The organism is Duganella aceris, assembly GCF_011090165.1.
In the GTDB taxonomy this organism is placed as follows: Bacteria; Pseudomonadota; Gammaproteobacteria; order Burkholderiales; family Burkholderiaceae_D; genus Rugamonas; species Rugamonas aceris.
In genome coordinates, this window is sequence record NZ_JAADJT010000024.1 from 1 (window position 1) to 24,075 (window position 24,075).

Consider the following 24,075-nt stretch of genomic DNA (forward strand, 5'->3'; position numbering starts at 1 on the left):
ATCCGCATTCGTCGTTGAAGTTGAAATCTCCTCGCATGTTCAGGAGGGAGCTGGCGCGCCGGGCTCAAGAAAGCGGCGCTAACTAAGCGATAGGACGTGTCCGGTTATACGGGGGCAAGATCAGCATACTGCCGTATCGGTTGCCGACATAGCGAGATATTTGAAGCTCTCTGGAGGCGCCATTCTACGTAACGTACACTACCCAGGAGAATATTCATGAAACGATTCTTATCCCGACTCGCCTTCGCCGCGCTTTCATTTGCTGCCACCGGGCTATCCTATGCGGCCGCGTCGGACCTGCAGATGTACAGACTGGACTGCGGTTACATGAAGCTTGGCGATAAGTCGGTGATGTCGGATGAGGGGCTTTATAAAGGGCAGTCTTACGACATCGTCATTTCCTGCTATTTGATCAAACACGGGGATGACTGGTTACTCTGGGATGCTGGCCTTCCTAAGAAATATTTGGCCGGCCCAGTCACTGAAGGTAGTTTCACCACCAAACTCGACAGGACGATCGTTGATCAGATCAGCGACCTTGGACTGACTGCAGACGACATCAAGTACGTCGCCGTATCTCATTCCCATTTTGACCATTCGGGGCAAGTTAATGACTTCCCAAACGCCACGCTGATCATCCAGCGCGACGAACTCACGGCTTTGGCCGATACAAAGAAAGCTTCCGAGCACTATATTGATGCAGGCCTGTTCAGCTCGCATATCTCGGGTCAAAAGCTGGAACGCGTGAAGGTCGTCGACGGCGATGTCGATATCTTCGGCGACGGAACGCTTCAGACGATCCAGACGCCAGGCCACACTCCCGGGAGCATGGCGCTGCTGCTCAAGCTGAACAACGCCGGTTATTACGTGCTGTCCGGGGATCAGTGGCACTTTACTGAGAACCACCAGCGCCAACAGGTTCCAACCTGGAACTATGACCACAAGCAGACCAAAAGTTCCGGCAAGAAACTCGATGATGTTATCGCGGCGAAGCATGCAACGCTGGTGATCCAGCATGAGCCTGTCGATAACCAGAAGCTGCCGAAGCTGCCGCGTTTTCTTGACTAGAGAGTGAGTGGCGCCTGAACCGGGACACCGGTTTGGCATTCGACTGCGCAATTGGCCGCTTGCAAAAGGGATTCTAATGAATAGCATCTTCTTTCGGGCGGCGGCCTGCCTGTTGACCCTATCGATGTGCGATAACGCTGCTGCTCAATCCGATGCCACGATTTACGGCGTGATGGATGCAGCCGTTTTGCGTGCGAATGATACCAGCGGCAATTCGTGTACCTATATGCGCAGCGGCAATCAGCTTGCCAGCCGGATCGGGTTCAAAGGGGTGGAAGAACTGGGCGGTGGTACTCAGGTGCTGTACGTACTCGAAGCTGGCGTGAATCTCGACACTGGCGCGGCCCCTCAATCCGGATCCATTTTCAACCGACAGTCCTACATCGCCTTGAGCGATAGGCGACTCGGCACGTTGGTCGTCGGTCGTCAGTATCCGACCTACTACCAATTCGTTGGCCTGCTAGTGCGGGCCGGCGCCCCCACCGGTTCCACGGATGCTCACCCGGGTGACATCGACGGCCTTGATGCAGCAAGCCGTTTCAGCAATTCAGTCGGCTACACGACGCCGGAATGGCGCGGCGTGCAGTTTGGATTTGTGGCCGGCTCCGGCGAGCAGGGCCGCGATCAAGCCAATGGCGACGCCTTCAGCGCGGCCGCCAGGTATCACACCGGTCCGTGGAATTTCGCGCTCGGCTACCAGTTGCTGACGAATGGTCCAGACCGTATAAGCTGGGACCCAAGCGTGTCCGGCAGCTTGTCGAGGTCGGCCCTCAACGACGGCTACCTGTCGGCCGAGACCGTGCGTTCGATTGCGGCGGCGTCCCGACTTTCGGCCGGCAAACTGAGTTTGAGTGGCGCCGTCTCCAACGTCCAGTACAAGCCGGACACAGCGTCGCGCTTTACTGACATCGCCAGCTTCAACACGGTCGGCGCCACCGTTACCTGGCAGACGAGCACGGCCTGGCTACTGGGCGCAAGCGTTAGCTGCACGCGCGAGAATATCGCTAACGGAATCAAGGTCCCTGCCAATTATCGTCAACTCTCGCTGGAGCAGATCTATGTGCTTTCCCGGCGCGCTAATTTCTATCTAGCGCAGGCGCGCCAGATTGCGCGAGGCAGCACGCTGGGCGCAAATGGCCAGCCAGTCGCCGCCGTCGCCGTGGTCGGCGATTCGCAACTTGCCACGCCGTCGTCGACTGGACGTCAAAACGTGTTCATGGCGGGATTGCGGTACAACTTTTGAGTGCGGCACACGAGCGATTGCGCCGCTTCATATCGCATGCGGCTGAGGAGCGCCCGATGGCTACTGCTGAAGCGTCGCTACAATGTGTTCGAGCACCACGCGGGTTTTCGCGGTCATCTTTTGGCCCACCGGAATGAGCGCATGAACAGGTGGCGCGGCGACATCGGCGTTTGGTAATACATGTTCGAGGCGTCCGTCCACGATAAATGGTTGGGCGAAGCGGTCGATGAGCTGCGAGATGCCCAAGCCCAGCGCCGTCGCTTCAACCAGCGCTTGCCCGTCCAGTATTACCGCCGGCGTCGGCGCGAAGTCGCGACGCAGACCGTTGTCGTTCAACGACCAACCGCGTAATTGTCCGGTGAAGCTGCGAAACAGCACAGCGCCGTGATCGTTTAAATCCGCTATGGAAGTGATGGCATCGTGCTTTTTCAAATAAATCGGGGATGCGTACAGGCCCAATTTCAGGTCGCAGATTTTACGTACCGTCATTTCGCTGTCGCCGGGGAGGTGGCCAATCCGAACCACGATGTCCCAACCGTCGCCCACCGGATCGGACATGCGATCATTGAGAGAAATCTCCACAACGACTTTCGGATAACGCTCACGCAGCGCGCCCAGCGTCGGCAAAATCAGGCGACCAAATCCGGTGGGGAGATCCACCCGCACACGGCCCACAGGCTCGGCTCGATTCGCCGCCAGCGACTGCTCGGCCTCCCGCAGGCGTTCAATCGCGACGCGCGCCGCCGACAAATAGGTCTGACCGTCCTCGGTGATGTGTACGGCCCGCGTCGTGCGCTGGAACAGCCGCGTAGCCAAATGCTTTTCCAGCCTTTGCACTGCCTTGCCGACGGCCGACTTGTTGGTGCCGAGGCGCTCGGCGGCGCTAGTAAAGCTGCCTGTCTGCGCGACGGCGACGAACGCTGTGATGTCCTGAAGTGAGACTCCAATCATTTCCTGCATTGTCTCTCCCATCCGAACAAAGAAGGGCAGTTTAGCAGATGTACTGGCCGTGGCGCCAAGCACGTCGACAACGGACTCCTGGCAAAAGACGGTCGCTCGGAAGCACGCATCGCGCCGATTCCGGTGGGGGAATCGGCGCGCTTTGCCGCTTGTATTTCAAAGCTGACGCAATCTTTACTTAGATGGCGTCGTAGAAGTTCACGGTGGCCTCATCCAGGTAAGCCAGGATCGAAGCCGGCAGGCGTTCGGTCGGCTTGGCTGGACCGAAAGCCTTGTACAGGGTTTCGAAGTGCGAATGCAGATCTTCGACGCTGTTCCATTGTTCGTTCAAGTAGAACAGATGCGGATCGTCTTGATTCTTGTGCCATTGGTACACGGCTGCCTTGTCGTGTTCACGGGTCAGCTTTTGCGACACTGCCGCGATCTTTTCGTAAAACTCGGTTGCCATGCCGTTTTTGATTTTGCCGCTGAAGACGAGATATAACATGATGATTCCCTTTAAGGTTAAGTGATGCAGCACATCTGCATGGAGAGAATATAGAGGCTTCAATCGTGGTCCAGTAGCCAGCCGAAGGCGAATACATAATTTGGATTTTCCATCGACTCACGGCGACCAGTGTTGATTGATCGCCGTTTGCGGAAACTGTTCTCGCCGGAACGAGGTTAATCCTGCGCACCCGGCAGCGGATAATCGCTTCACATTCTTTACGCAGGAAAAACCATGGACATGTCTCTCCCTCAAACCTATTCCGGATACGTGATCGCTACGCAACCCGGCTCCCTTCCAATGGGTGGTACCGTTCCAGATACACCCATCTACGCGCTGCGCCGCCTGCCGGCAGGCTTGCTGGCATCCGCGGCCGCGATGGAACCCGCCGTGCGTCGCGACATCGATATCGGCGGGCAGCTCGCTTTCGTCATCGGCAATATCCTCAGCGCTGAAGCCTGCCGCGCTCTCATCGGTATCGGAGAGCACTTCGGCTTTCGCGACGAAGCGCCAGGCATCAGTACGCCGCCAGGCATGCGAATGAATCAAGCGCTTCACTGGATGGCCGACGCCGAGCTGCTGGAACTGATCCACCAGACGGTGGCCCCGCTGTTGCCGCAGACCTTGCACGGAAAAGCACTTTGGCCAAGGCTGAGCCAGCGCATCAATCTTTATAAGTACCGGAAGGGAGACGTATTCAACCGGCACACCGATGGCGATTGGCCCGGATATGGTTTTAGCACCGATCAGGTCGGTATCGAAGAGTGGCTGGGCGGTCGTTCGCAGCTCTCCATGCTGTTGTATTTGAACGGGCCGGAAGACGGCGTGCAGGGCGGCGCGACACGACTCTACGGCGATAGCGGGGTCATCACCGATGTGATTCCGAAAGCGGGTTCAGCGCTGTTCTTCCAACACGGTTTCCGACCAGGATCGGTGGTACACGCCGGTACGCAGGTCGGCGGCGACACGCCCAAATACGTAGCGCGGATTAATGTCTTATACGACCGCGCTTGACACCCTCCGAAAGTGAATCTGATGAATAATTCCTCCCCTATGGTGGTGCGCCTCGGCGTGACCGATTTATCCTTCCACCGCGTTACCGGTGCGCTCATCTCTGTGCTGTTGACACGCATGGGTTTCACCGTTGAACGACACTACGCGCCGCATGCCGAGAATTTCGAACGCTTGCGCGATGACCAAATCGATTTGATCGCCTCGGCCTGGATTCCTTTCAGCCACGGCGAATACAAGCGCCGTGTGGAAGAAGTCGTTCCTACCCGCCAACTTGGCCTGCACTACGAACCTTACGCGCTGTGGGGCGTTCCGGATTACGTTCCCGCCGCCGACGTGAGTCAAATCGCCGACCTGCTCAAACCGGAAGTCCTTGCGCGCATGGCCAAGCGGATCCAGGGCATCGGAGCGGGTGCCGGCATCACGCGCTTCTCGTTGAAGATGATGGACGAGTACGGCCTGGCGGCGGCCGGCTACGAATTTTTCACCGGTAGTCAGGAGGCGTGCATCGGCGCATTCGAGGGCGCTGTCAAGCAGCAAGAGTGGGTGGTCGTGCCGCTATGGTGGCCGCAATTCCTGCATCATCGCCACCACATCCGTGAGCTCAAGGATCCCAAGGGTTTGCTTGGTGGGGTCGATAAGGCTGTGCTGCTGGCGCGTGAGGATCGCTTGCTGCAATTGTTCACGCCGGCGCAGGTGGAGGTGTTGGACCGCGTGCGCCTGTCCAATCAGATCGTGTCCGAACTCGATTACGCCGTTAACCGGGAAGGTAAAAATTACGAGGAGGCCGTCGAAGATTGGCTGTCCGCGCATGACGAACTTCTGCGCCACTGGCTGGGCTGAAGCGAGTCATTATGGATATCAACGCGTTGTCGCTGTTCATCAGGGCGACCGAACTCGGCAACATCACGGCTGCGGGCAAGGAACTAGGATTGCTGCCTTCCGTGGCTAGTCAGCGGCTTGCCAAGCTGGAGAATACGCTCGGCAAGCGGCTATTACACCGGACCACGCGTCAGGTATCACTGACGGAGGACGGCGTGGAGTTTTTGCCGCACGCGGTGAAGATACTTTCCGCCGTTGACGATGCCTACCACCTGTCGGCGAAAGGAGCAGAAGTCCCCAAGCGCGTGCTGAAACTTGCCGCACCAGGATCGTTTGCCCGCATCTGCCTGCTGCCCATCATCGTCAAATTTCTTGGCTTGAATCCGAATCTCAAAATCGACTTGGTGTTGTCGGATGCGATTCAGGACCTGACCGAGATCGGCGTGGATGTGGCGATCCGCATCGCCGCGCTCAAGGATTCTACCCAGGTGGCGCGCAAGATCGGCGCCGATCGCCGTATCCTGTGCGCCGCGCCGAGCTATGTGGCGCAGCGCGGTGAGCCGGCCCAGCCGGACGATCTTCAGGCGCACCAGTGCGTCCTGCTCGGCGACGAGGAAAGCTGGAGCTTCGAGATGCCGGATGGCGGTTTCAGCGTCGCGGTCAGCGGCGTACTGCGCGTCAATTGCGGGGAAACCGCGCGGTTGGCGGCGGAAAGCGGGCTTGGTATCGTTTCTATCTCGGAGTGGAATGCCCGGGCGGCGCTCGACGAGGGGCGCCTGGTGCAGATACTCGGTGAGTTCCCGCTACGCCAGCAGCGTGATATTTGGGCGATCTATCCCAGTTCGAAACTGATCTCCAGCAAGGCCCGCTCCTTTGTCGATTTCTTGATGAACGAATATGCACTTGGCTGCACATCTCAAAACGATGCGCCGGCGGATTTTTCCGGCGATGCGACTTAAATAGGAATGAATATGAAATATCTACACACCATGGTGCGCGTTAGCGACCTCGACGCATCACTGAAATTCTATCGCGATGCGCTGGGCTTGGAGGTGGTGAATCAGATCGTGCAAGCGCAGGGCCGGTTTACGCTGGTGTATCTCGCCGCTCCCGGGGATCACCAGGCCCAGATCGAGCTAACCTACAACTGGGATACCGAGCCCTACACGGGCGGTAGAAATTTCGGCCATGTGGCATTTGAAGTCGATGATATCTATGCCACTTGCCAACGCTTGATCGATCATGGCGTGTCAATTAGCCGTCCACCCAGGGACGGCTGGATGGCGTTCGTGCGCTCGCCCGATAACATCTCGATAGAGCTGCTTCAACGCGCGGGGCGATTGGCGCCTGCAGAGCCCTGGTTGTCGATGCCGAACAGTGGTGTTTGGTAGCCGTCATTCGGATTCGGCGGATAGTGTTATCGCGCCGGAGCCGGTAGTAATTAACGCCTGGAAGCGGATAATTCCTGGCATGTTAACTCTGTTTTGAAAGGTCATCATGTCATCCGCCCTGCCAATTTTTAATGAACAATCCAGTCGGATTTCCGGCTACGTCATCGCCACCCAGCCGGGCTCGTTGCCGATGGGAGGCACCGTGCAAAATACCCCGATTCACGCGCTTAACCCGCTGCCGCAGGCAGCCATCGATAGCATGCCTGCGGGCGTCCCCGCCACCCGCACCGACATCGACATCGGCGAGCAGCTGGCCTTCGTGATCGACAACGTCATCAGCAAAGAAGCCTGCGATATGATGATAGAAATCGGCGAGCATTTCGGCTATCGCAGCGATGCGCCCGGCATCCGCACGCCACCGGGCATGCGCATGAACCAGGCCATGCACTGGATGGCGGACGCTGCTCTGATGGAGAAGATTAATGATGCCATCGCTCCGCTGTTGCCGCAGCAGCTGCACGGCAAGGCCTTGTGGCCGCGTTTGAGCCAACGCATCGACATGTACAAGTACCGCAATGGCGATGTGTTTAACCGCCACATCGACGGTACCTGGCCTGGCTATGGGGTGAACGCCGACCGCAACGGCATCGATGAATGGGAGAACAGCGGTTCGCAGCTGTCGATGCTGCTGTATCTCAACGGACCGGAAGATGGTGTTCAAGGCGGCGCGACGCGCGTGTTCGGACGCGGCGGGCAAGTGGTCGATGTGACGCCAAAAGCTGGTTCGGCCTTGTTCTTCCAGCACGGCTTCGGCATCGGTTCCGTGATGCACGCCGGTGGAGAAGTCACCGGCGATACGCCAAAATATGTGGCACGCATCAATGTGCTGTACGATCTGGACTAATAATCAAGCCAGCTTGATGTCGCTGAGGCCGATCGACACCATCAGCGGCGCGGGCTGGTCTCCCAGCTCGGCGTTTCGCACATAGATCATGTGTCTCGTTGGAAGAGTAATGCCCTGCACGGTGGTATGGCCCGACAGGTAGTGGGCGGCGGGCACGCCACCGGCGACCTCGACTTCATAATCGTGACGCCGTAACAGACCGTCTGCCGAAAAGTAAAAGGTCTGCACAGGGCTATGCGTCGCGATATCAGGCGGGAACGTCGCACTCAGGCGATGCCATGTCTGCCCATTCTCCTGCCAATCCGTTAACTTGGTCAGGACAAATCCTGGCCGGCTGAGCAAGAATGGCATGGATAAGTAATTCCACATGGCGTAGCCGACAAAGTAATTCAATTGAGCGTCGCTCCACGACGGGTTGAGTTGATGGCCGCTCAGCGCGTCGCGCGCAAAGACCATTTCTTTCGGCATGACACCGGCACCGACGGCGGAATCGGCTACCCCTCCATCCGGGGTATGCGCGGCCCATGCCTGATGCAGGTTAATCTTGATATCCACCTCGTCGAGCATGCCCATCTTGCCCAAAAGAGGCCACAGCATTCCACCGCGCGTCAGGCGAGCCGACATTTGATTGAACTGATTCCAGCGGGGCATGCCGCCGTGCGCTTCGAGGATGAGGTTTAACAGGCTATTCATAACGCGAGATCCGATTTAAGTAGTGGCTACCGGGTCATCATAAAGGCGGATGTCGGTTTGATTATCAAGCCAGCGTTGAAACACAATCTGTCGCCGGACCGTCGCCAAATCACTATCGGCCTGAGACACTGCGGTCAATGGTTCGCGGTCGACCACCGACCGTGAGAAAAATCGCTTACTTTCAGGAGCTGAAATGTCAGTTAAAAAAATGTCCCTTCCGATGATTGCGACCGCTGCCTTGTTGGTGCAGCTCGCGCTGCCGGCATCAGTGCACGCCGCCGTACCCCTGGTCCCTGCTGTGCGGGCTGTCGGCAATATTGAGCCGGTCTATCAGTTCAAGTCCGGGCCGATGCCGACGGGCGTGACGGTCTCCGCCAAGGGACGCATCTTCGTCAACTTCCCGCGCTGGGGGGACGATGTGCCATTCACCGTCGGTGAAATCCGTAACGGTGCGGTGGTGGCCTATCCGTCGCAGACGGCCAACACCTTTGATCCGGCCAAGCCGGCGGACACTTTGTCGAGCGTGCAGAGTGTCGTCGTCGACGCCCTGGACCGACTTTGGATACTTGACCCCGCCGCGCCGGGTTTCCAAACCCGCATCGCCGGCGCGGCAAAGCTGGTCGCTGTGGACCTCGGTAGCAACAAGATCGTCAAGACCATCATCATTCCCGCGACCGTGGCGCTGGATACGACCTATCTGAACGATGTGAGGTTCGATCTGCGTGTCGGTAAGGCGGGCGTCGCCTACATCACCGACTCTTCGCTCTCGGGCCCAGGTGGCATCATTGTGGTGGACCTTGACAGTGGCCATAGCTGGCGCAAGCTGACCGGTCATCCATCCACCTCGGTGGACACGACTTTCGTGCCGTTTGTAGAGGGCGAACGCTTGGCGCAACGTGCGCCAGGCAAAGCGCCGCAGCCATTCGCGGTGGCCTCGGATGGCATCGCGCTCTCTTCAGATGGCGCGACGCTGTTCTACAGCCCTTTGTCGAGCCGCCATCTGTTTTCGGTGCCGACCAAGTTGCTTTTGGATGATACGGCAAACGATGCAGCGCTCAGCGCCGCAGTGCGCGATCTGGGCGAGAAGGGCGCATCGGATGGCATGGAAGCGGACGACAAGGGCCGCCTCTACGCCAGTGATTACGAGCACAACAGCATCCATCGGCGCCAACCCGACGGTCAATGGACCACCATCGCCTCAGACCCGCGCATGTCGTGGCCCGACACGCTGTCGGTGGGCCCTGATGGCTATCTCTACTTTACTGCCAACCAGCTGAACCGCCAGGCCGGCTTCCATGAAGGGAAGGATCTGCGCCAGAAGCCATACATGCTCTTCCGCGTACGCATCGACGCGGGTCCCGTGATGCTGAAATAACTGCCCACGGCAGAGGGGAGGGCGCATGTGCTAAGATCCGCGCAAGACAGTTGCTACGGTCGCCCTCCCTCTTACCAGGCAGATGAATTGAAGGTTAAATACATAGCCGACTTAGAAATATTTGTGCGTGTCGCGGAACTCGGCAGCCTGACTGCCGCCGCCAACAGCATGGATTTATCGCCTGCGGTGGCCAGCACATCGTTGAAGCGCCTTGAAGCGGAACTGGAAAAATTACTGTTCGTCAGGACGACGCGTAGCATGCGCCTGACGTCTGACGGTGAGAGATTTCTGGCGCGCTGCCGCCCGCTCCTCGCGGGGTTGTTGGAGGCGGAACAGGAACTCGTATCGGGAAATTCCGTCATCAGCGGCAACCTGCAAATCTCGATGCCGTCCGATCTCGGCCGCAACGTGATCCTGCGCTGGCTCGACGAGTTCCAGGTCAAGTATCCGGCGATTCATCTGAAGGTGCAGATGTCGGACCGCATTGCCAACGTCTTCAAGCAATCCATTGACCTGGCCATCCGCTATGGGGTTCCGCCTGATTCCAACATGGTCGCGCTGCCGCTGGTGCCGGACAATTGGCGTGTACTGTGCGCGTCGCCCGACTACGTGATGAATCACGCTCCGCTACTGCACCCGCGCGACCTTATCCAACACAACTGCCTGTTCTACATGCTCGGCGACACGCTCTACAATCACTGGCGCTTCGCCGAAGGCGACCGACAGTTCGAGGTCGAGGTGCAGGGTAATCGTGTCGCCGATGATTCCGATGCCGTGCGCCGTTGGGCAATCGATGGCCATGGCATCTGCTACCGGTCGCGGATTGATGTCGCACAGGATATCGCCGCAGGTCGACTGCAGATACTGTGCCCGAACTGGCGCGGTGAGCCGGCGCCGCTGTACCTGTTGTGCGCTGACCGCAAACAAGTATCGCCAACGGTACGTCTGCTGCGAGAACATCTCGAAACGCGCTTCCGCGAGTTCAGCGCCGGACTATCCGATGCAGGTTCAATGGCATAGCCAGTTGTCTACCTTTTGATTGTCCCACCATTATGGGGAGGATGGCGGCCGTCGGGATCGCGCCGGTAGAGAGCTACAATACTGCTCATCACATTCGTCGATCAGATCTCATAATCAGAGGGATAACCATGGAAGCCACGGATACACGCGCATCCTCAACCACTGCCAGCAGGCTTGCCTATTTACCTGTCGGTATGTTTGGTTCGGTGATGGGACTCTGCGGCCTCTCCGTCGCGTGGCATGGTGCACACAGGTATTTCGGCGCTCCCGCGTGGATCGCCCAACTGGTCGGCGTGTGCGCGGCGCTGGCGTTTATAGGAGTTGGTGTTGCTTACTGCATCAAAGGTTGGTTTGGGTTCGCAGCCGTGCGCGCGGAGTTCAATCACCCGGTTGCAGGCAACTTGTTTGGCACGCCGATGATCAGCCTGCTGCTGCTGCCTTTCGTGCTGGTCGATTTCAGTTTAACGCTGGCGCGCTTGTCGTGGGTGCTGGGGGCAGCGGGCATGACCGCGCTGGCGTGGGTCATTGTATCCCGCTGGATGACCGTGCGGCAGACAGCGACCCAGGTCACGCCAGCTTGGATCGTGCCCGTCGTTGGTATGCTGGACATTCCGCTAGCCGTTCCGCAGTTGCAATGGGAGGGCTTACACGGTTTGATGGTTTTCGGTCTGGCCGTAGGCCTGTTCTTCGCGATTCCGCTATTCACGATGATCTTTTCGCGGCTGGCGATGGAGGAACCTTTGGCGGCGTCGTTGCAGCCGTCGTTACTCATCTTGGTTGCACCCTTCGCGGTCGGGTTCACTGCATATGTAACTAGCACTGGCGCTATCGACTTGTTCGCACAAGCGTTGTACATGCTGATGCTATTCGTTCTGGCCGTATTACTCGGCCGCCTGCGTCACTTGCCGCATTGCTCGCCGTTTCGCGTGTCGTGGTGGGCGGCCAGCTTCCCGCTGGCCGCCTCGGCCGGCGCTGCCGTGCGTTACGCCGCACATGCGCAGACCTTAACCACCGACGTGATCGCAATTGTGGTGCTCACCGTCGCGACACTTACAATCGCCGTGTTCGTCGGACAAACCATCGCCGGCATCTTGCAGGGCCGGCTGCAAGCCCTCGCCTAGCAATGCAAGCGATGCTTGACCAAGATTATGGGGGGCACCGGTCTCCGCGTTGACATCTTTGTTAAGCAGGACGCTTAGGTAGTGAAAGTGCGAAATGTTCTGTCATACCACCGGAGATGGCGATGCTTGCGACTTCGGTTCTCGTCTTTGCCTGCAGCTTTACCATGATGGACTTGACGTGAAATTTCGCGGTCTCGGTCGCAATATCGAGATTGCGGGCAATGGACTTGTTGCATAGACCCAGCGCAAGTAGTTGTAAAACATCATCCTCCCGGGTTGTGAGTATGTTGCGTCCCGTGACATTCGCCATTTGAAGCGCCAGTGTCTGACAAAGGTATGTATCGCCATTTGCGATGCGGCGGATGCCAGAAACAAAATCCTTCACGGGCGATGTGCTCAGCATTATTCCGTGAATGCCTTGGCTAAAAGCACAGCGTATCGCGTGGTCTCGCGCAGTGGTTGCCACCACCAAAATACGAACTTCAGCATATTCCTTCGCACCTTGAGCGATATCTTGAATCAGTTTGGGTACGGCCGACCCATCTATCACCAACACATTTGTCTTGGTGGGCGGGAGTGCGGCATCATCACCATCGAATACAACGATCCCCTTTTCTTTTTGCAGCGCAGCACAAGCACCGGCACGTAATAGCGGTTCCCGTATATGTACAGAAACATAAATTTGGGATTTATTGTTGCTCGGGTTCATGTCGACTCCTGGCCAGCGATTGATTAGGTTCATCATCGCTAGCCACCGCTTAATAGTCGAGTTAGTTTTTGTTGAGCGTTGTGAGCAATGGTCTAGCGCGCCGCCGGCCGAGGCGAACCGGCGCTCCTAACAACTAGTTAGAACCTGTTAGCGGCCCGTCAGATCGTTTCTTGTTTCCGGTTTCCGGCAATAACAGCGTGGCGATGACCGCCGTGCTGCTGGTGATGGCGATACACCAAGCAGGCGCCATCGGATTTCCTGTCACCGTGATAAGCCAAGTGACGATAAATTGTACCGTTCCGCCAAACAGCGACACGCCGACGGAATAGATGAGCGCCAGTGCCTCCGCGCGCCGTTCGGCAGGAAATAACTCGCAAATAGTGGTCAACACGCCCCCTGCCGTCACAGCGGTCAAGAACGCCAACAGGGCTGAAATTCCCTGCAAGGTCGGCGGAATCGGGTGAGCTGTAAGCCAAGCGAATACAGGGAGGCTGACGATAGCCGTGATGAGTCGTGGCCAAAACATGACCGGCCAGCGTCCGAATCTGTCCGCCAGATAACCTCCAATGAGCGCGCCCCCGAAGGTGGTCAAGCCGATGGTTATCGCCGCCTGCAAGCCGTTCGCCGGGGGAAGATGCAACACCGTTGTGCCGTAGGTCGTCATATAGCTGCCGACATAGGTTGATACGGTTCCTCCGGCAATCACCAGGATGCCGAGTACCACTGGCCGGCTTCGCCAGGCAAGTCGCAGTTCTGCGCTGGTCTTGGTCTTTAATGTTTCCGGCATCCTAAACCGCAGGAATAGGGCAACCGGTACAAGTAGCGTGCTGATGACAAACGGTACACGCCATCCCCATGCCAGCATCTGTTCATTGGAGAGCGAGAGGGAGAGGGCAAGGCCTAGCCCACCGGCGGCGGCCGAGGCTAAACCCTGGCTGCCCATCAGGAAGGCCACATAAGCGGCGCGTTGTCTTTTGGGTGCCACTTCCAGCAGAAAGGCGGTCGAGGGACCGGTCTCTCCCCCCAAGGCGAATCCCTGCACCAGCCGAAACATGGTGATCAGGACGGGCGCGATCAAGCCGATGGACGCGTATCCGGGAGTCAGCCCTAAACCGAGCGTGCCCAGAGTCATCAACATGGCGCTGAGTAGCAATGCGGGGCGCCGCCCGGCACGATCGGCGTAGCGTCCTATCACAACGCTGCCCACCGGGCGGGCGATAAAGCCCACGCCGAAGACACCAACGGACAGTAATAGCCCTAAGTTCTGTGATGCAGCAGGGAAGAATACTTTTCCGATGATTGGCGCAAAGAACGCGTAAGCAACGAAATCAAAAAACTCAAGGCCATTGCAAATGACCGCGGCAACAATAACCGACCTGGGGGAACGCATGGCGCGACTGCTATGCTGTTGGCTCGTTAATTTCTTCAAGATATTCGTTGAGTAAAGTTCTTGCCCGCGCGAGATCGGCGGAGTTTTCACCGTCCGCAGCGCTCACCAGTGGTAGTAACAGCGCGACCACTTCTTTATTTTTCCCTTGCCCTACGCGTAACTCGGCCAGCGCTAGCGTCGCCCGCAGTCGCCAGGACCAGGCGCCTTGTCTTGTCGCGAGATCAATCGCTGAAACGAAGCTCTGCTCAGCGTCGTCGACATTGCCGATTTTTACCAGGCATTTGCCGCGTGTGGTGAGGCATTCGGGCAGGCGTAACAGATCTCCTCCCCGATGAATGGTTGCTTCCGCCTCATCGCACATCGACAAGCTCGCCGAATGCAGCGACAGATCGGATAGACCTTTCGCCATGAAGGTTAGCGCGACGCTGGTCACCATCTCGTAGCCATAGCCATGCAGTGATTCAACTGCATCACGAATGCGCTCCGTCCCTGGCGCGGGATGCCCTTGCATGATCATGACCTGCCCGTGCAAGATGTCAGCGACCTTGCGATAAGGTTCTAATGAATGCAACTTGCCAACGCGTTCCAACTCTTCCGCGATATCGGTGATGCGTTCAACATCCTGGGCATAGCTGTAGACCGATCCTGCCCAAATCAGTGCAAGACAATACGTTACCGCATGGCCATGGTTTTTCGCCTTGAGAATGGTATCTTCGGCCAATGTATAAGCCAGGCGGTAGCTGCCCGTTAGCCACCGCGTGCGACTTAAGCCGCATAACGCGCGGATGTGATACTCGAAGCCGAGTTTCGAATCCAGTACATGCGGCGCGTCGGCGGTGTAGACGAAGCAGTTTTCCCAGTGACGCACGGATTCATCTATCCTGCCGACCATATGAAGGCATACACCCATCAGCGAATCGACAATAAACGCCGATTGGAGATCATCCAGCTCAGTCAAGAGCGCCTGGGCCCGGTGGGCGGTGTTCAGTGCATCCGTATAGGAGCCTTCTCTGTGCAGCAAAACCAGATATCCGCTCAACAAATGAAGCATTTCCTTCAGATCGCCGAGCTGCTCCGCGAGCTGAATACTGCGGCGATAGGCCGCAGCGGCCCGGCCATTACGACCGCTGCCCAAGAACATCAAGGACTGGCCAAGGGCGCGCTGCAAGCGCATTTCCAGATGTGAGCCCACGTGCTCATCGGGTAAATTTGAAAGTGCTGCTTGCGCCCATCGAGAACACTCGACCAGCTGAGAGGACTGCAGTAGAAGCGGGCATGTCATGGCCGCCAGTTCGACCGCTTTGGTGAACTGTTTTCCTTCGAAGATATACCAATCCAAGGTGGCGCGCAGATTCGGCAGGTCCAGCTCAACCAAGTCAGCCGCATCGGCATGCTGCGTGACTTGTACCATCCAGTTGTTATAAAAATTCGCGTAGCGCTGCACCACGGTTGCAAACTCTTCGGACGATTCCAGCATGTGACGGCAGTAGGATCTGGTGGTGTCCAACATGCGATATCGCAGCGTGGTGCCGCCGGCGTCGACCGCGACCAGGGACTTCGACACTAAATTCGCCACCAATTCCATGCCCATGAAGCGGCCTTGGTCGGGGTTGCAGATATCCAAAGCGGCGTCCAGCGAAAACGTCCCGGTAAAGACTGATAGCCTGGTGAGCAGCGATCTCTCATCCGTGGGAAGTAGATTGAAACTCCAATCCAACGTCGCGCGCAAAGTCTGTTGCCGCGCACTAGCTGTTCTCCTGCCTGGCCATAATAGCGAGGCGCCGGCATCGAAATGCTGGGTGATCGCACGCAGTCCCAACGCTTCGATCCGACTCGCGGCCAACTCAATCGCGAGTGCTATGCCCTCCAGGTCGCGGCAGAGCCGGGAGACTAGCGGAGCATCCTCGTCTGAAAGCGTGAAATCAATACCACCGGCCGCCGCTCGCTCAACGAACAGCTTCACCGCGGGATAGGCGAGCGCCTGCATTCCCGTCAGCCCATCTCCGTCTGGAGGGAATGCCAGTGGTTGTAAGCGATAGACATATTCGCCAGCAGCCCTGAGCACTTCTCTGCTCGTCACCAGGAAACGAATATCGGGACAATTTCTTAGTATGCTCTCAATCAGTTTTGCCACCTCATCAATCAGGTGTTCGCAACAGTCGAGGACGATGAGTGTCGTTCTATCGGCAAGATGTGCTTCCAGCGCACTCTGTTCGTCCGCGCAATGGGCCAAGCCGATCGCACTCGCGACGGTAGCGTGGACTAACTCGATTTCAGAGATGCACGAGAAGTCCACAAAGTGGACGTCGCCGCCGAACTCTTTATAAAGCGAGTGCATGGTCGCGATCGCGACGGTAGTCTTGCCGATACCTCCCGACCCAATGATCGACACCAAGCGGTAACGCGATAGCGCGGTTGTTAGCATATCAACCGCCTCGTCGCGCCCCAACACCACCGTCGACAGCACCGGCAACCGTACAGCTGACTCAGGCTTGGCGAGCGTTGCGCGCGATCCGGGCGCCGTCCTGATCACCGGGGCGACAAAGCTATAACCCTTATTCGCGACATTGACGATGTAGCGGCTATTTCCACCGCTGTCCCCCAGCGCCTTGCGGAGATTGACGATGTGAAACCGTAAATTTCCCTCTTCAACCACCATGTTGGGCCAAACCTTGGAAAGCAACTCGTGCTTGCCCACGACTTCGCCGGCGGATTCGACTAAAGCTATTAATAAATCGAGGGCCCGACCACCCAATCTTACTGGCTCGCCGTCTTGTTCCAGCAAACGTTCGGCTGGAGAGAGCATAAACGGACCAAATTGAGCACGCCACTCAATATTCATTATTGCACACCATATTAACTTAGCATCAAGCTTCCATCTTACCCTATTTTTTCGCTATTTGATCCTAAAAGAAGCCAAGTTGCATTAACATAAATATTGAAAATATATAATTAAATCTATTTTTCGAATAATACTTATATATTCGATTGAAATGAAGAATGGTGTGGGGGATTTTAATCGTAGATTAAATTAATAATATTATTAACTATTGGTATGCGGGAGATTTCTACCCATATGGGTGATGGTGAGTGTGGTAGCCCTTCGGCAAACTGTGTTCCATCTCCTTTGGAATGACAAATGGTCAGCAACTTTTGTTCGCGATTGATGGAAGAGGTATAAAAATGCGCGAGATGATATCGCGATCAATTCATGGCAGGCTGATCTTCAAGTCCGACGTCATTGCGGCGATACCGACAGCGGATGCCGCTGCACGCATTAACAACATCGTGCTCGTACATGGTGCCTTTGTGGACGGTAGCGGGTGGCAGCAGGTATATCGGATTCTCACGGCCAAAGGCTTCAATGTGAGCGTGGTTCAGAATCCCACGACCTCGTTGGCGGCCGATATGGCCGCGACCATGGCCGTCATCGATATGCAGAGTGGTCCTGTAGTGTTGGTTGGTCATTCCTATGGCGGCGTGGTGATCACGGAGGCCGGCAATCATCCGAAGGTGTCTCGCTTGGTGTATATCGCGGCGTTCGCCCCGGATAGCGGAGAGTCAGTGCAGAAAATAGGCGCCCACCATCCGGCAGGTGCGCCTATTCCACCTTTGCTGGCGCCGATCAAAGGCTTTTTAAGGCTGGACAAAGCGAGATTTGCCACCGCATTCGCTGGAGACCTGAACGCGGATCGCGCGGCATTCCTCGCGAGCGCGCAGCAACCTTTGGGAGTGGATGCCTTCACAGGGGAGGTGACGATCCCTGCCTGGCGGTCTAAGCCGAGCTGGTTTCTCATCGCGACTGACGACAGAATGATTCCGCCGGTCTCTCAGCGGGCCATGGCGAGGCGTGCTGGCTCGACTGTGGATCAGGCCGCGGGTAGCCACTGTATTCACGAGTCTCACCCAGATACGGTTGCCGGACATATCGAAAAAGCTGCGCAGGCGGGTCACTGACCCGCATTGCTACTTAAGCGCAATTTCCGTTTTTTAACCACAGCGACACCAATTAATATGATGAATACACTGCTGAACGAAGTCATCGAAGCGCACGGTGGAATCGACCGTTGGAACGGCTTCGATACCATGTCGGCCCACCTTTCGCAGGGAGGCATTATCTGGCCACTCAAGGGCAAGGGCGGCATGTTGGATGAGGTGGATATCCGGATTAAGTTGCATACGCCGTGGACCTCACATCATCCGTTTGGCGCACCGGAGCTCCGCACCGCAGTCACCCCGGAGCGCGCAGCCATCGAAAACGTCGATGGCTCCCTGGTTGATGAGCTTTTGAAACCCCGCGCTTCATTTGCTGGCCACCAGTTGCCCACGCCCTGGAATGACATGCAACTGGCCTATTTCGTCGGCTATGCGATCTGGAACTATTTCACCATGCCGTTTACGCTGGCCGGCCCAGGCTTCTCCCTCGCCGAGCTGTCGCCATGGAAGGAAAACGGACAAGTCTGGCGCCGCCTGCAGGTCACTTTCCCGGCCGACCTGGCGACCCACAGCCCGGTACAGACTTTCTATTTCTCGGATGATGGTTTGATGCGCCGGCACGATTACGAAGTCGATATCAGCGGCGGTGCGCCAGCAGCGCACTACCTATCCGAGCATGTCACCGTTCAGGGCATCACGTTGCCGACCAGGCACATGATCTATGTGCGTGACGCGGACGGCGGTCATCAAGCCGACCCACTCGTTGTATCGATTGACGTCAGCGCCATCCTGTTCGCTTGATCCGATGACCACGCATTCTCATACAACCATCGCAAGGAGCGCGCATGACCGATCGTCGATTATTCCTTAAAGCCGTGGCGGCCGGGAGCGGCCTGCTGCTGCAAGTCGCCATTCCCGCCGCCCGCGCGCGCGACAGCGTCGCCACCCCGGGCACGGCCTGGGAAGCCAACGCGATGGTGCGCATCGCCGGCGACGGCAAGGTCTACATGACCATGCCGTACGTGGAGATGGGCCAGGGCACCTACACCTCGATTCCGATGCTGATCGCCGAGGAGCTGGAACTCGACCTGAAGGACGTGGTGCTGGAGCACGCCGGCGCCGACGACAAGCGCTACGTGAATCCGGCGCTGGGCTTCCAGGTCACCGGCGGCTCGACCACCATCCGCGCCGCCTGGCTGCCGATGCGCCAGGCCGGCGCCGCCGCCCGCATCTTGCTGGTGCAAGCCGCCGCCGCATCCTGGCAGGTCGACCCGGCGAGCTGCCGCGCCGAGCGCGGCGCGGTGATCCACGCCGCCAGCGGGCGCAAGCTGCGCTACGGCGAGCTGACGGCGGCGGCCGCGAAACTGCCGCTGCCGGCGCCGGAAGCGATCGTGCTGAAACAGCCCAAGGACTTCCGCCTGATCGGCAAGGCCGCGCGCCGCCTCGATACGCCGGGCAAGCTGAACGGCACCGCCCAGTACGGCATCGACGTCCAGCTGCCGGGCATGAAGGTGGCGGCGCTGGCCATCAGCCCGGCCTACGGCGGCCGCCTGCTCGGCCTGGACGACGCGGCGGCGCTGAAGGTGCCGGGGGTGCGCCAGGTGGTGCGGCTGGACGACTGCGCCGCCGTGGTGGCCGACAACTACGGCGCGGCGCAGAAGGGCTTGGCGCTGCTGGCGCCGCGCTGGGACGACGGCCCGAACGCCAAGCTGTCCACCGCCGACATCGTGGCCGACATGGCGCGCGCCGCGCAACAGGGCGCCGCCAAGGTGCGCAGCGACGGCGCGCCGGAGCAGGCCTTCGCCAAGGCCAGCCGGGTGCTGGAGGCGACCTACGAGCTGCCCTTCCTGGCGCACGCGCCGATGGAGCCGATGAACTGCACCGTGCATGTGCAAGCGGACCGCTGCGACGTCTGGACCGGCACCCAAGTCATCACCCGCGCCCGCGCGGCGGCGGCCAAGGTGACCGGCCTGCCGGAAGAGAACGTCACCGTGCATAACTTCCTGCTCGGCGGCGGCTTCGGCCGGCGGCTGGAGATCGACGGCGTCGAGCGCGCGGTGCGCATCGCGCGCGAAGTCAAGCATCCGGTCAAGGTGATCTGGAGCCGCGAGGAAGACATCCAGCACGATATGTATCGCCCGTATTTTTACGATCGGGTGCGCGCCGGCCTGGACGAGCAGGGCGCGCCGCTGGCCTGGTCGCATCACCTGACCGGTTCCTCGGTGCTGGGGCGCTTTTTGCCGCCGGCCTTCAACAACGGTTTCGACCCGGAGACGGTCGACGGCGCCGACGCGCCGCCGTACGACTTCCAGGCGATCAAGGTCGACTACACCCGCCACGAACCGCCGCAGATTCCCACCGCCTTCTGGCGCGGCGTCGGCCCCAGCCACAACGTGTTCGTGGTCGAGAGCTTCATCGACGAGCTGGCCGCCGCCGCCAAGGCCGATCCGCTGCAATACCGGCTGGCGCTGCTGAAGAAAAATCCACGCGCCGAGCAGGTGCTGAAACTGGTCGCGCAGAAAGCCAACTGGCGGGGGCCGCGCAACGGCGCCATCGGTCGCGGCCTGGCGGTGCAGTTCGCCTTCGGCACCTATATGGCGATGGTGGTGGACGCCCAGGTGGAAGAGGGCGAGGTGCGGGTCAAGCGCGTGGTGTGCGCGCTCGATTGCGGCGTCGTGGTCAACCCGGATACGGTGCGGGCCCAGGTCGAAGGCGCCGTGGTGTTCGGCATCTCCGGCGCGCTGTGGGGCGAGATCACGTTCAACAACGGGCGCGTCGAGCAGAGCAACTTCCACGATTACCGCGTGCTGCGCATGCACGAGACGCCGCCGATCGAAACCCACATCGTCGCCAGCAACGAAGCGCCCGGCGGCATGGGCGAACCCGGCACGGCGGCGCTGATGCCGGCGCTGGCCAACGCCATCCACGCCGCCACCGGCCAACGCATCCGCAAGCTGCCGATCGCCAAGGCGCTGCAAGCAACCTGACAGGAACCACGATGACTACTTTGAATATCAACGGCAAGAGCATGGCGGTCGAGGCCGAGGCCGATACCCCGCTGCTGTGGGTGTTGCGCGACGAGCTGCACATGTCCGGCACCAAGTTCGGCTGCGGCATGGCGCTGTGCGGCGCCTGCACCATCCATATCGACGGCCAGCCGACGCGCGCCTGCGTGATGCCGGTGTCGGCGGCGGTCGGCAAGAAGATCACCACCATCGAAGCGATCGGCGCCACGCCGGTCGGCAAGCGGGTGGCGCAGGCCTGGGCCGAGATCGACGTGCCGCAGTGCGGCTACTGCCAGTCGGGCCAGATCATGGCCGCGACCGCGCTGCTGCGCGCGATCCCCAAGCCCACCGACAAGGATATCGACCAGGCCATGTCCGGCAACATCTGCCGCTGCGGCACGTATCCGCGCATCCGCGCCGCCATCCACAAAGCGGCGGGGCAGGCATGATGCGGCGGATGATCTTGCTGCTGTGTGCCGGCCTGGCCGGCTTGGCGCACGCCGCCCCCGAGAAAGGCGATCCCGCCCTGTTCGACCCGGTCGCCAGCGTGGTGATGACGCCGCGCTGCGTGAACTGCCATCAGGCCGACGCGCCGCGCCAGAAAGATTTCGCGGTGATCCATGCGCAGCAGGTGGTGCGCGGCAAGGATGGCCACGGCTCGGCGGTGCTGCAATGCGCCGCCTGCCACCAGGCCGGCAACACCGCGCAAGGCAAGGTGCCCGGCGCGCCGAACTGGCATCTGGCGCCGCTCAGCATGCGCTGGCAAGGGCTGGACAAGAAGGGCGTGTGCCGGCAGATGCGCGACCCGGCCCGCAACGGCAATCGCAAAACCGGCGAACAGGTGATCGAGCACATGAAAACCGATCCGCTGGTGCTGTGGGCCTGGAACCCCGGCGCCAACCGCACCCAACCGCCGATGTCGCACGAGGCCTTTGTCGAGGTGCTGGAGAAGTGGGCGGCGGCAGGCATGCCGTGCCCGAGATAACTGTAGCGCGCATTCAGAGCAATGCAGCCCTGAGGGTTTGCGGAGCGTGGCCGCCGCGTATCGATATCCCGGGAACGGCGATATGCAGTATTAGCTATCCGCCGCGAAATCGGTGGAGAGAGCTAGTTCCTTCTGCGCTTCCAACGCGGCGAGGCGGGCGCTAAGCTGGCGGTGCATCGTGGCATAGGCGTCGCTCCCCAAGGCCAGCCTCTGTGGCGCTGGATGTTGGTCGACGCTTGCGATCATCAACGCAGTCATCTTTGCCGGATCGCCAATCGGTATGCTGGTGCCTTCTTCGATCATGCGCCGCGCCATGCTGGCCGGTGATGTGTCGTATGCTTCGATTCTCGGTGCAAGTTGTGAACTGCCATAGCGGAAGGCCGTTCGCGCCCCACCAGGTTCGACCAAAGTGCAGCCGATATTGAATGTGGCTACCTCCTGTCCCACCGCATCAATGAAACCTTCAATCCCCCATTTGCTCGCATGGTATGCGGAGGCGCCCGGAAACGCAGCCTGTCCACCCACCGACGATAGTTGGAGGATGCGACCCGCTTGCTGACGTCGGAAATGGGGAAGCACGGCGCGAACTAACTGCATGGAACCAATAAGGTTGGTATCCATTTGATGGACGAGCTGCTCATCGCTTATCTCTTCTGCGGCACCGAACAGGCCGTAACCTGCATTGCTGACCAAAACTTCGATGCGACCCAATTGCTGGAACGCCTGGTCGACAACGCGACGGATCGCGGCCGAGTCGGTCACGTCGAGTTCTGCCAGCCAAAGGAGATCGGCATAGCGCGTCTTCAACTCTGTCATCGCCGATAGGTCCCGTGCGGTACCCGCGACGCGATCGCCGCGCGCCAGCAATTGCTCCGTCATGCTCCGGCCGAAACCGCTGTTGACCCCGGTAATGAACCAAGTTCGTTGTTGTGTCATTTTCATGCTCCTTAGGAAGGCTCTACAAGAACAGTCAGGATAACAATCGGGCCTCAGCATTTGAATGCTTGCTTGTCCATGATTTATGCGTGAAAATCTGAAAATGCACTTAGATCCCTTCTCCGACCTCTTGAAGCTAATCGATGCGCGATCCATTATGTCCGGCGGGCTGGTGGCCGGCGGCGCGTGGGCCATTGCATTTCCACCTACCCAGCGCATCAAGTTCTGGGGCATAGTACGAGGTCATTGCTGGCTGGTGGTTGAGGGTGACAGCGAGGCGATCGCCGTCGCACCGGGAGATGTGTTTCTATTGCGCGCGCCACGTTCGCATGTGTTGGCTAGCGACCTCGCCATCCGTCCTTCTGAATTGGCGGACGTGCTTGAAGGGCGGCAGGGTGCAATCGCTAGTCATGGCGAGGGCGATGAGTTTTTTATGATCGGCGGTAAAGTTGAACTGTCTGATGATCGGGGGCAGTTGCTGCTCGAAGGCTTGCCTGACTTGATACATATTCGCGCCGCGTCGCGTCATGCACCCTCGCTGCGCTGGTTGTTGGAGCAACTAGTTCGCGAACGTGACGATAACTTGCCAGGTGTCGTCGCAGCTTCATCACAGCTCGCGCATTTGATGTTCATCCAAATCCTGCGCGCGCATTTTGAGGATGCCGAACCGATCGCCAGCGGCAGGCTCCGGGCCATCGGTGACAAGCGGTTGGCGCCCGCGCTGCAATTGATGCACGGCGATCCAGCGCGCGCCTGGCAGCTTGGCGAGCTGGCGAAGGCGGCCGCTATGTCACGCGCAACCTTTTCATCGTACTTCAAGGCGGTTGCCGGCATCTCGCCGATGGCCTATTTGACCGAATGGCGGATGCGGCTTGCGGAACGCACACTGCAGGATGGCCGCAGTTCCGTGGGCGTTGTCGCGGCGTCGCTCGGCTACGCCTCCGACAGCGCCTTCAGTAACGCATTCAAGCGTGTGACCGGCCGATCTCCCAGAGAGTACCAGCGGGATCAGCGCTAAG

The 24,075-nt window shown here is 59.0% G+C and carries 23 protein-coding genes; 16 read left to right on the forward strand and 7 right to left on the reverse strand.

What is annotated here, in order from left to right; translation table 11 throughout:
- Positions 1-216: 216 nt before the first annotated feature.
- Entirely contained in the window at positions 217-1,068 is an 852-nt protein-coding gene (locus tag GW587_RS30280) for an N-acyl homoserine lactonase family protein (RefSeq protein WP_166108629.1), read from the forward strand.
- Positions 1,069-1,144: 76 nt separating this feature from the next.
- Complete coding sequence (locus GW587_RS30285; protein WP_166108630.1) at positions 1,145-2,311, forward strand: porin; 1,167 nt, start codon at positions 1,145-1,147, stop codon at positions 2,309-2,311.
- A 60-nt stretch (positions 2,312-2,371) separates the two neighbouring features.
- Here GW587_RS30285 and GW587_RS30290 read toward each other — a convergent pair whose 3' ends face one another.
- The gene (locus GW587_RS30290; RefSeq protein ID WP_166108631.1) at positions 2,372-3,271 is read right to left on the reverse strand and encodes a LysR family transcriptional regulator; all 900 of its coding nucleotides are present in this window, start codon (positions 3,269-3,271) and stop codon (positions 2,372-2,374) included.
- A gap of 178 nt (positions 3,272-3,449) precedes the next feature.
- Complete coding sequence (locus GW587_RS30295) at positions 3,450-3,758, reverse strand: putative quinol monooxygenase (RefSeq protein ID WP_166108632.1); 309 nt, start codon at positions 3,756-3,758, stop codon at positions 3,450-3,452.
- A gap of 234 nt (positions 3,759-3,992) precedes the next feature.
- Here GW587_RS30295 and GW587_RS30300 point away from each other — a divergent pair, with 234 nt between their 5' ends.
- From GW587_RS30300 to GW587_RS30320, 5 genes are all read left to right on the forward strand, one after another.
- A complete protein-coding gene (locus tag GW587_RS30300) occupies positions 3,993-4,772 on the forward strand; it encodes a 2OG-Fe(II) oxygenase (protein WP_166108633.1) in 780 nt (259 codons plus the stop codon).
- 21 nt (positions 4,773-4,793) lie between these two features.
- Entirely contained in the window at positions 4,794-5,612 is an 819-nt protein-coding gene (locus GW587_RS30305) for a glycine betaine ABC transporter substrate-binding protein (protein ID WP_207393705.1), read from the forward strand.
- An 11-nt stretch (positions 5,613-5,623) separates the two neighbouring features.
- On the forward strand, positions 5,624-6,550 hold the full coding sequence (locus tag GW587_RS30310; RefSeq protein ID WP_166108634.1) for a LysR family transcriptional regulator: 927 nt from the start codon (positions 5,624-5,626) through the stop codon (positions 6,548-6,550).
- 12 nt (positions 6,551-6,562) lie between these two features.
- Positions 6,563-6,982, forward strand: coding sequence for a VOC family protein (locus GW587_RS30315; protein WP_166108635.1), 420 nt, complete (start codon positions 6,563-6,565; stop codon positions 6,980-6,982).
- A 106-nt stretch (positions 6,983-7,088) separates the two neighbouring features.
- On the forward strand, positions 7,089-7,886 hold the full coding sequence (locus GW587_RS30320) for a 2OG-Fe(II) oxygenase (RefSeq protein WP_166108636.1): 798 nt from the start codon (positions 7,089-7,091) through the stop codon (positions 7,884-7,886).
- 3 nt (positions 7,887-7,889) lie between these two features.
- On the opposite strand, the gene GW587_RS30325 is transcribed toward GW587_RS30320, so the two are convergent.
- Positions 7,890-8,579, reverse strand: coding sequence for a hypothetical protein (locus tag GW587_RS30325; protein ID WP_166108637.1), 690 nt, complete (start codon positions 8,577-8,579; stop codon positions 7,890-7,892).
- A gap of 193 nt (positions 8,580-8,772) precedes the next feature.
- On the opposite strand from GW587_RS30325, the gene GW587_RS30330 reads away from it, so the two are divergent.
- The 3 genes from GW587_RS30330 to GW587_RS30340 all read left to right on the forward strand — a co-directional run bounded on the left by GW587_RS30330 (position 8,773) and on the right by GW587_RS30340 (position 12,095).
- Positions 8,773-9,954 carry an L-dopachrome tautomerase-related protein gene (locus GW587_RS30330; RefSeq protein ID WP_166108638.1) on the forward strand — a complete coding sequence of 394 codons (1,182 nt, stop codon included), beginning with the start codon at positions 8,773-8,775 and terminating at the stop codon, positions 9,952-9,954.
- Between the two features lie 87 nt (positions 9,955-10,041).
- Positions 10,042-10,974, forward strand: coding sequence for a LysR family transcriptional regulator (locus GW587_RS30335; RefSeq protein WP_207393706.1), 933 nt, complete (start codon positions 10,042-10,044; stop codon positions 10,972-10,974).
- A 128-nt stretch (positions 10,975-11,102) separates the two neighbouring features.
- Positions 11,103-12,095, forward strand: a complete 993-nt coding sequence (locus tag GW587_RS30340) for an SLAC1 anion channel family protein (RefSeq protein WP_166108639.1) — start codon at positions 11,103-11,105, stop codon at positions 12,093-12,095.
- Between the two features lie 61 nt (positions 12,096-12,156).
- Here the strand turns inward: GW587_RS30340 and GW587_RS30345 are convergent, their stop codons facing one another.
- From GW587_RS30345 to GW587_RS30355, 3 genes are all read right to left on the reverse strand, one after another.
- Complete coding sequence (locus GW587_RS30345; protein ID WP_166108640.1) at positions 12,157-12,804, reverse strand: response regulator transcription factor; 648 nt, start codon at positions 12,802-12,804, stop codon at positions 12,157-12,159.
- A gap of 133 nt (positions 12,805-12,937) precedes the next feature.
- A complete protein-coding gene (locus GW587_RS30350; protein ID WP_166108641.1) occupies positions 12,938-14,194 on the reverse strand; it encodes an MFS transporter in 1,257 nt (418 codons plus the stop codon).
- A 10-nt stretch (positions 14,195-14,204) separates the two neighbouring features.
- The gene (locus GW587_RS30355) at positions 14,205-17,036 is read right to left on the reverse strand and encodes an ATP-binding protein (RefSeq protein ID WP_166108642.1); all 2,832 of its coding nucleotides are present in this window, start codon (positions 17,034-17,036) and stop codon (positions 14,205-14,207) included.
- Between the two features lie 341 nt (positions 17,037-17,377).
- Between GW587_RS30355 and GW587_RS30360 the strand changes: the two genes are divergently transcribed.
- From GW587_RS30360 to GW587_RS30380, 5 genes are read left to right on the forward strand one after another with little or no spacing between them, the layout of a single operon-like run.
- A complete protein-coding gene (locus GW587_RS30360) occupies positions 17,378-18,151 on the forward strand; it encodes an alpha/beta hydrolase (RefSeq protein WP_229259734.1) in 774 nt (257 codons plus the stop codon).
- Between the two features lie 57 nt (positions 18,152-18,208).
- Positions 18,209-18,931, forward strand: a complete 723-nt coding sequence (locus GW587_RS30365) for a hypothetical protein (protein WP_207393707.1) — start codon at positions 18,209-18,211, stop codon at positions 18,929-18,931.
- A gap of 44 nt (positions 18,932-18,975) precedes the next feature.
- Positions 18,976-21,117, forward strand: a complete 2,142-nt coding sequence (locus GW587_RS30370) for a xanthine dehydrogenase family protein molybdopterin-binding subunit (RefSeq protein WP_166108643.1) — start codon at positions 18,976-18,978, stop codon at positions 21,115-21,117.
- Positions 21,118-21,128: 11 nt separating this feature from the next.
- Positions 21,129-21,584 (forward strand): (2Fe-2S)-binding protein, encoded by a 456-nt coding sequence (locus GW587_RS30375; RefSeq protein WP_166108644.1) that lies wholly within the window; start codon positions 21,129-21,131, stop codon positions 21,582-21,584.
- Positions 21,581-22,120 carry a hypothetical protein gene (locus GW587_RS30380; protein WP_166108645.1) on the forward strand — a complete coding sequence of 180 codons (540 nt, stop codon included), beginning with the start codon at positions 21,581-21,583 and terminating at the stop codon, positions 22,118-22,120. Before GW587_RS30375 ends, GW587_RS30380 begins: the two co-directional genes overlap by 4 nt.
- Before the next feature lie 90 nt (positions 22,121-22,210).
- On the opposite strand, the gene GW587_RS30385 is transcribed toward GW587_RS30380, so the two are convergent.
- Positions 22,211-23,056: an SDR family oxidoreductase gene (locus tag GW587_RS30385; protein WP_166108646.1), complete on the reverse strand. Its 846-nt coding sequence runs from the start codon at positions 23,054-23,056 to the stop codon at positions 22,211-22,213.
- An 85-nt stretch (positions 23,057-23,141) separates the two neighbouring features.
- On the opposite strand from GW587_RS30385, the gene GW587_RS30390 reads away from it, so the two are divergent.
- Positions 23,142-24,074 (forward strand): AraC family transcriptional regulator, encoded by a 933-nt coding sequence (locus GW587_RS30390; protein ID WP_207393708.1) that lies wholly within the window; start codon positions 23,142-23,144, stop codon positions 24,072-24,074.
- Position 24,075 lies beyond the last annotated feature (1 nt).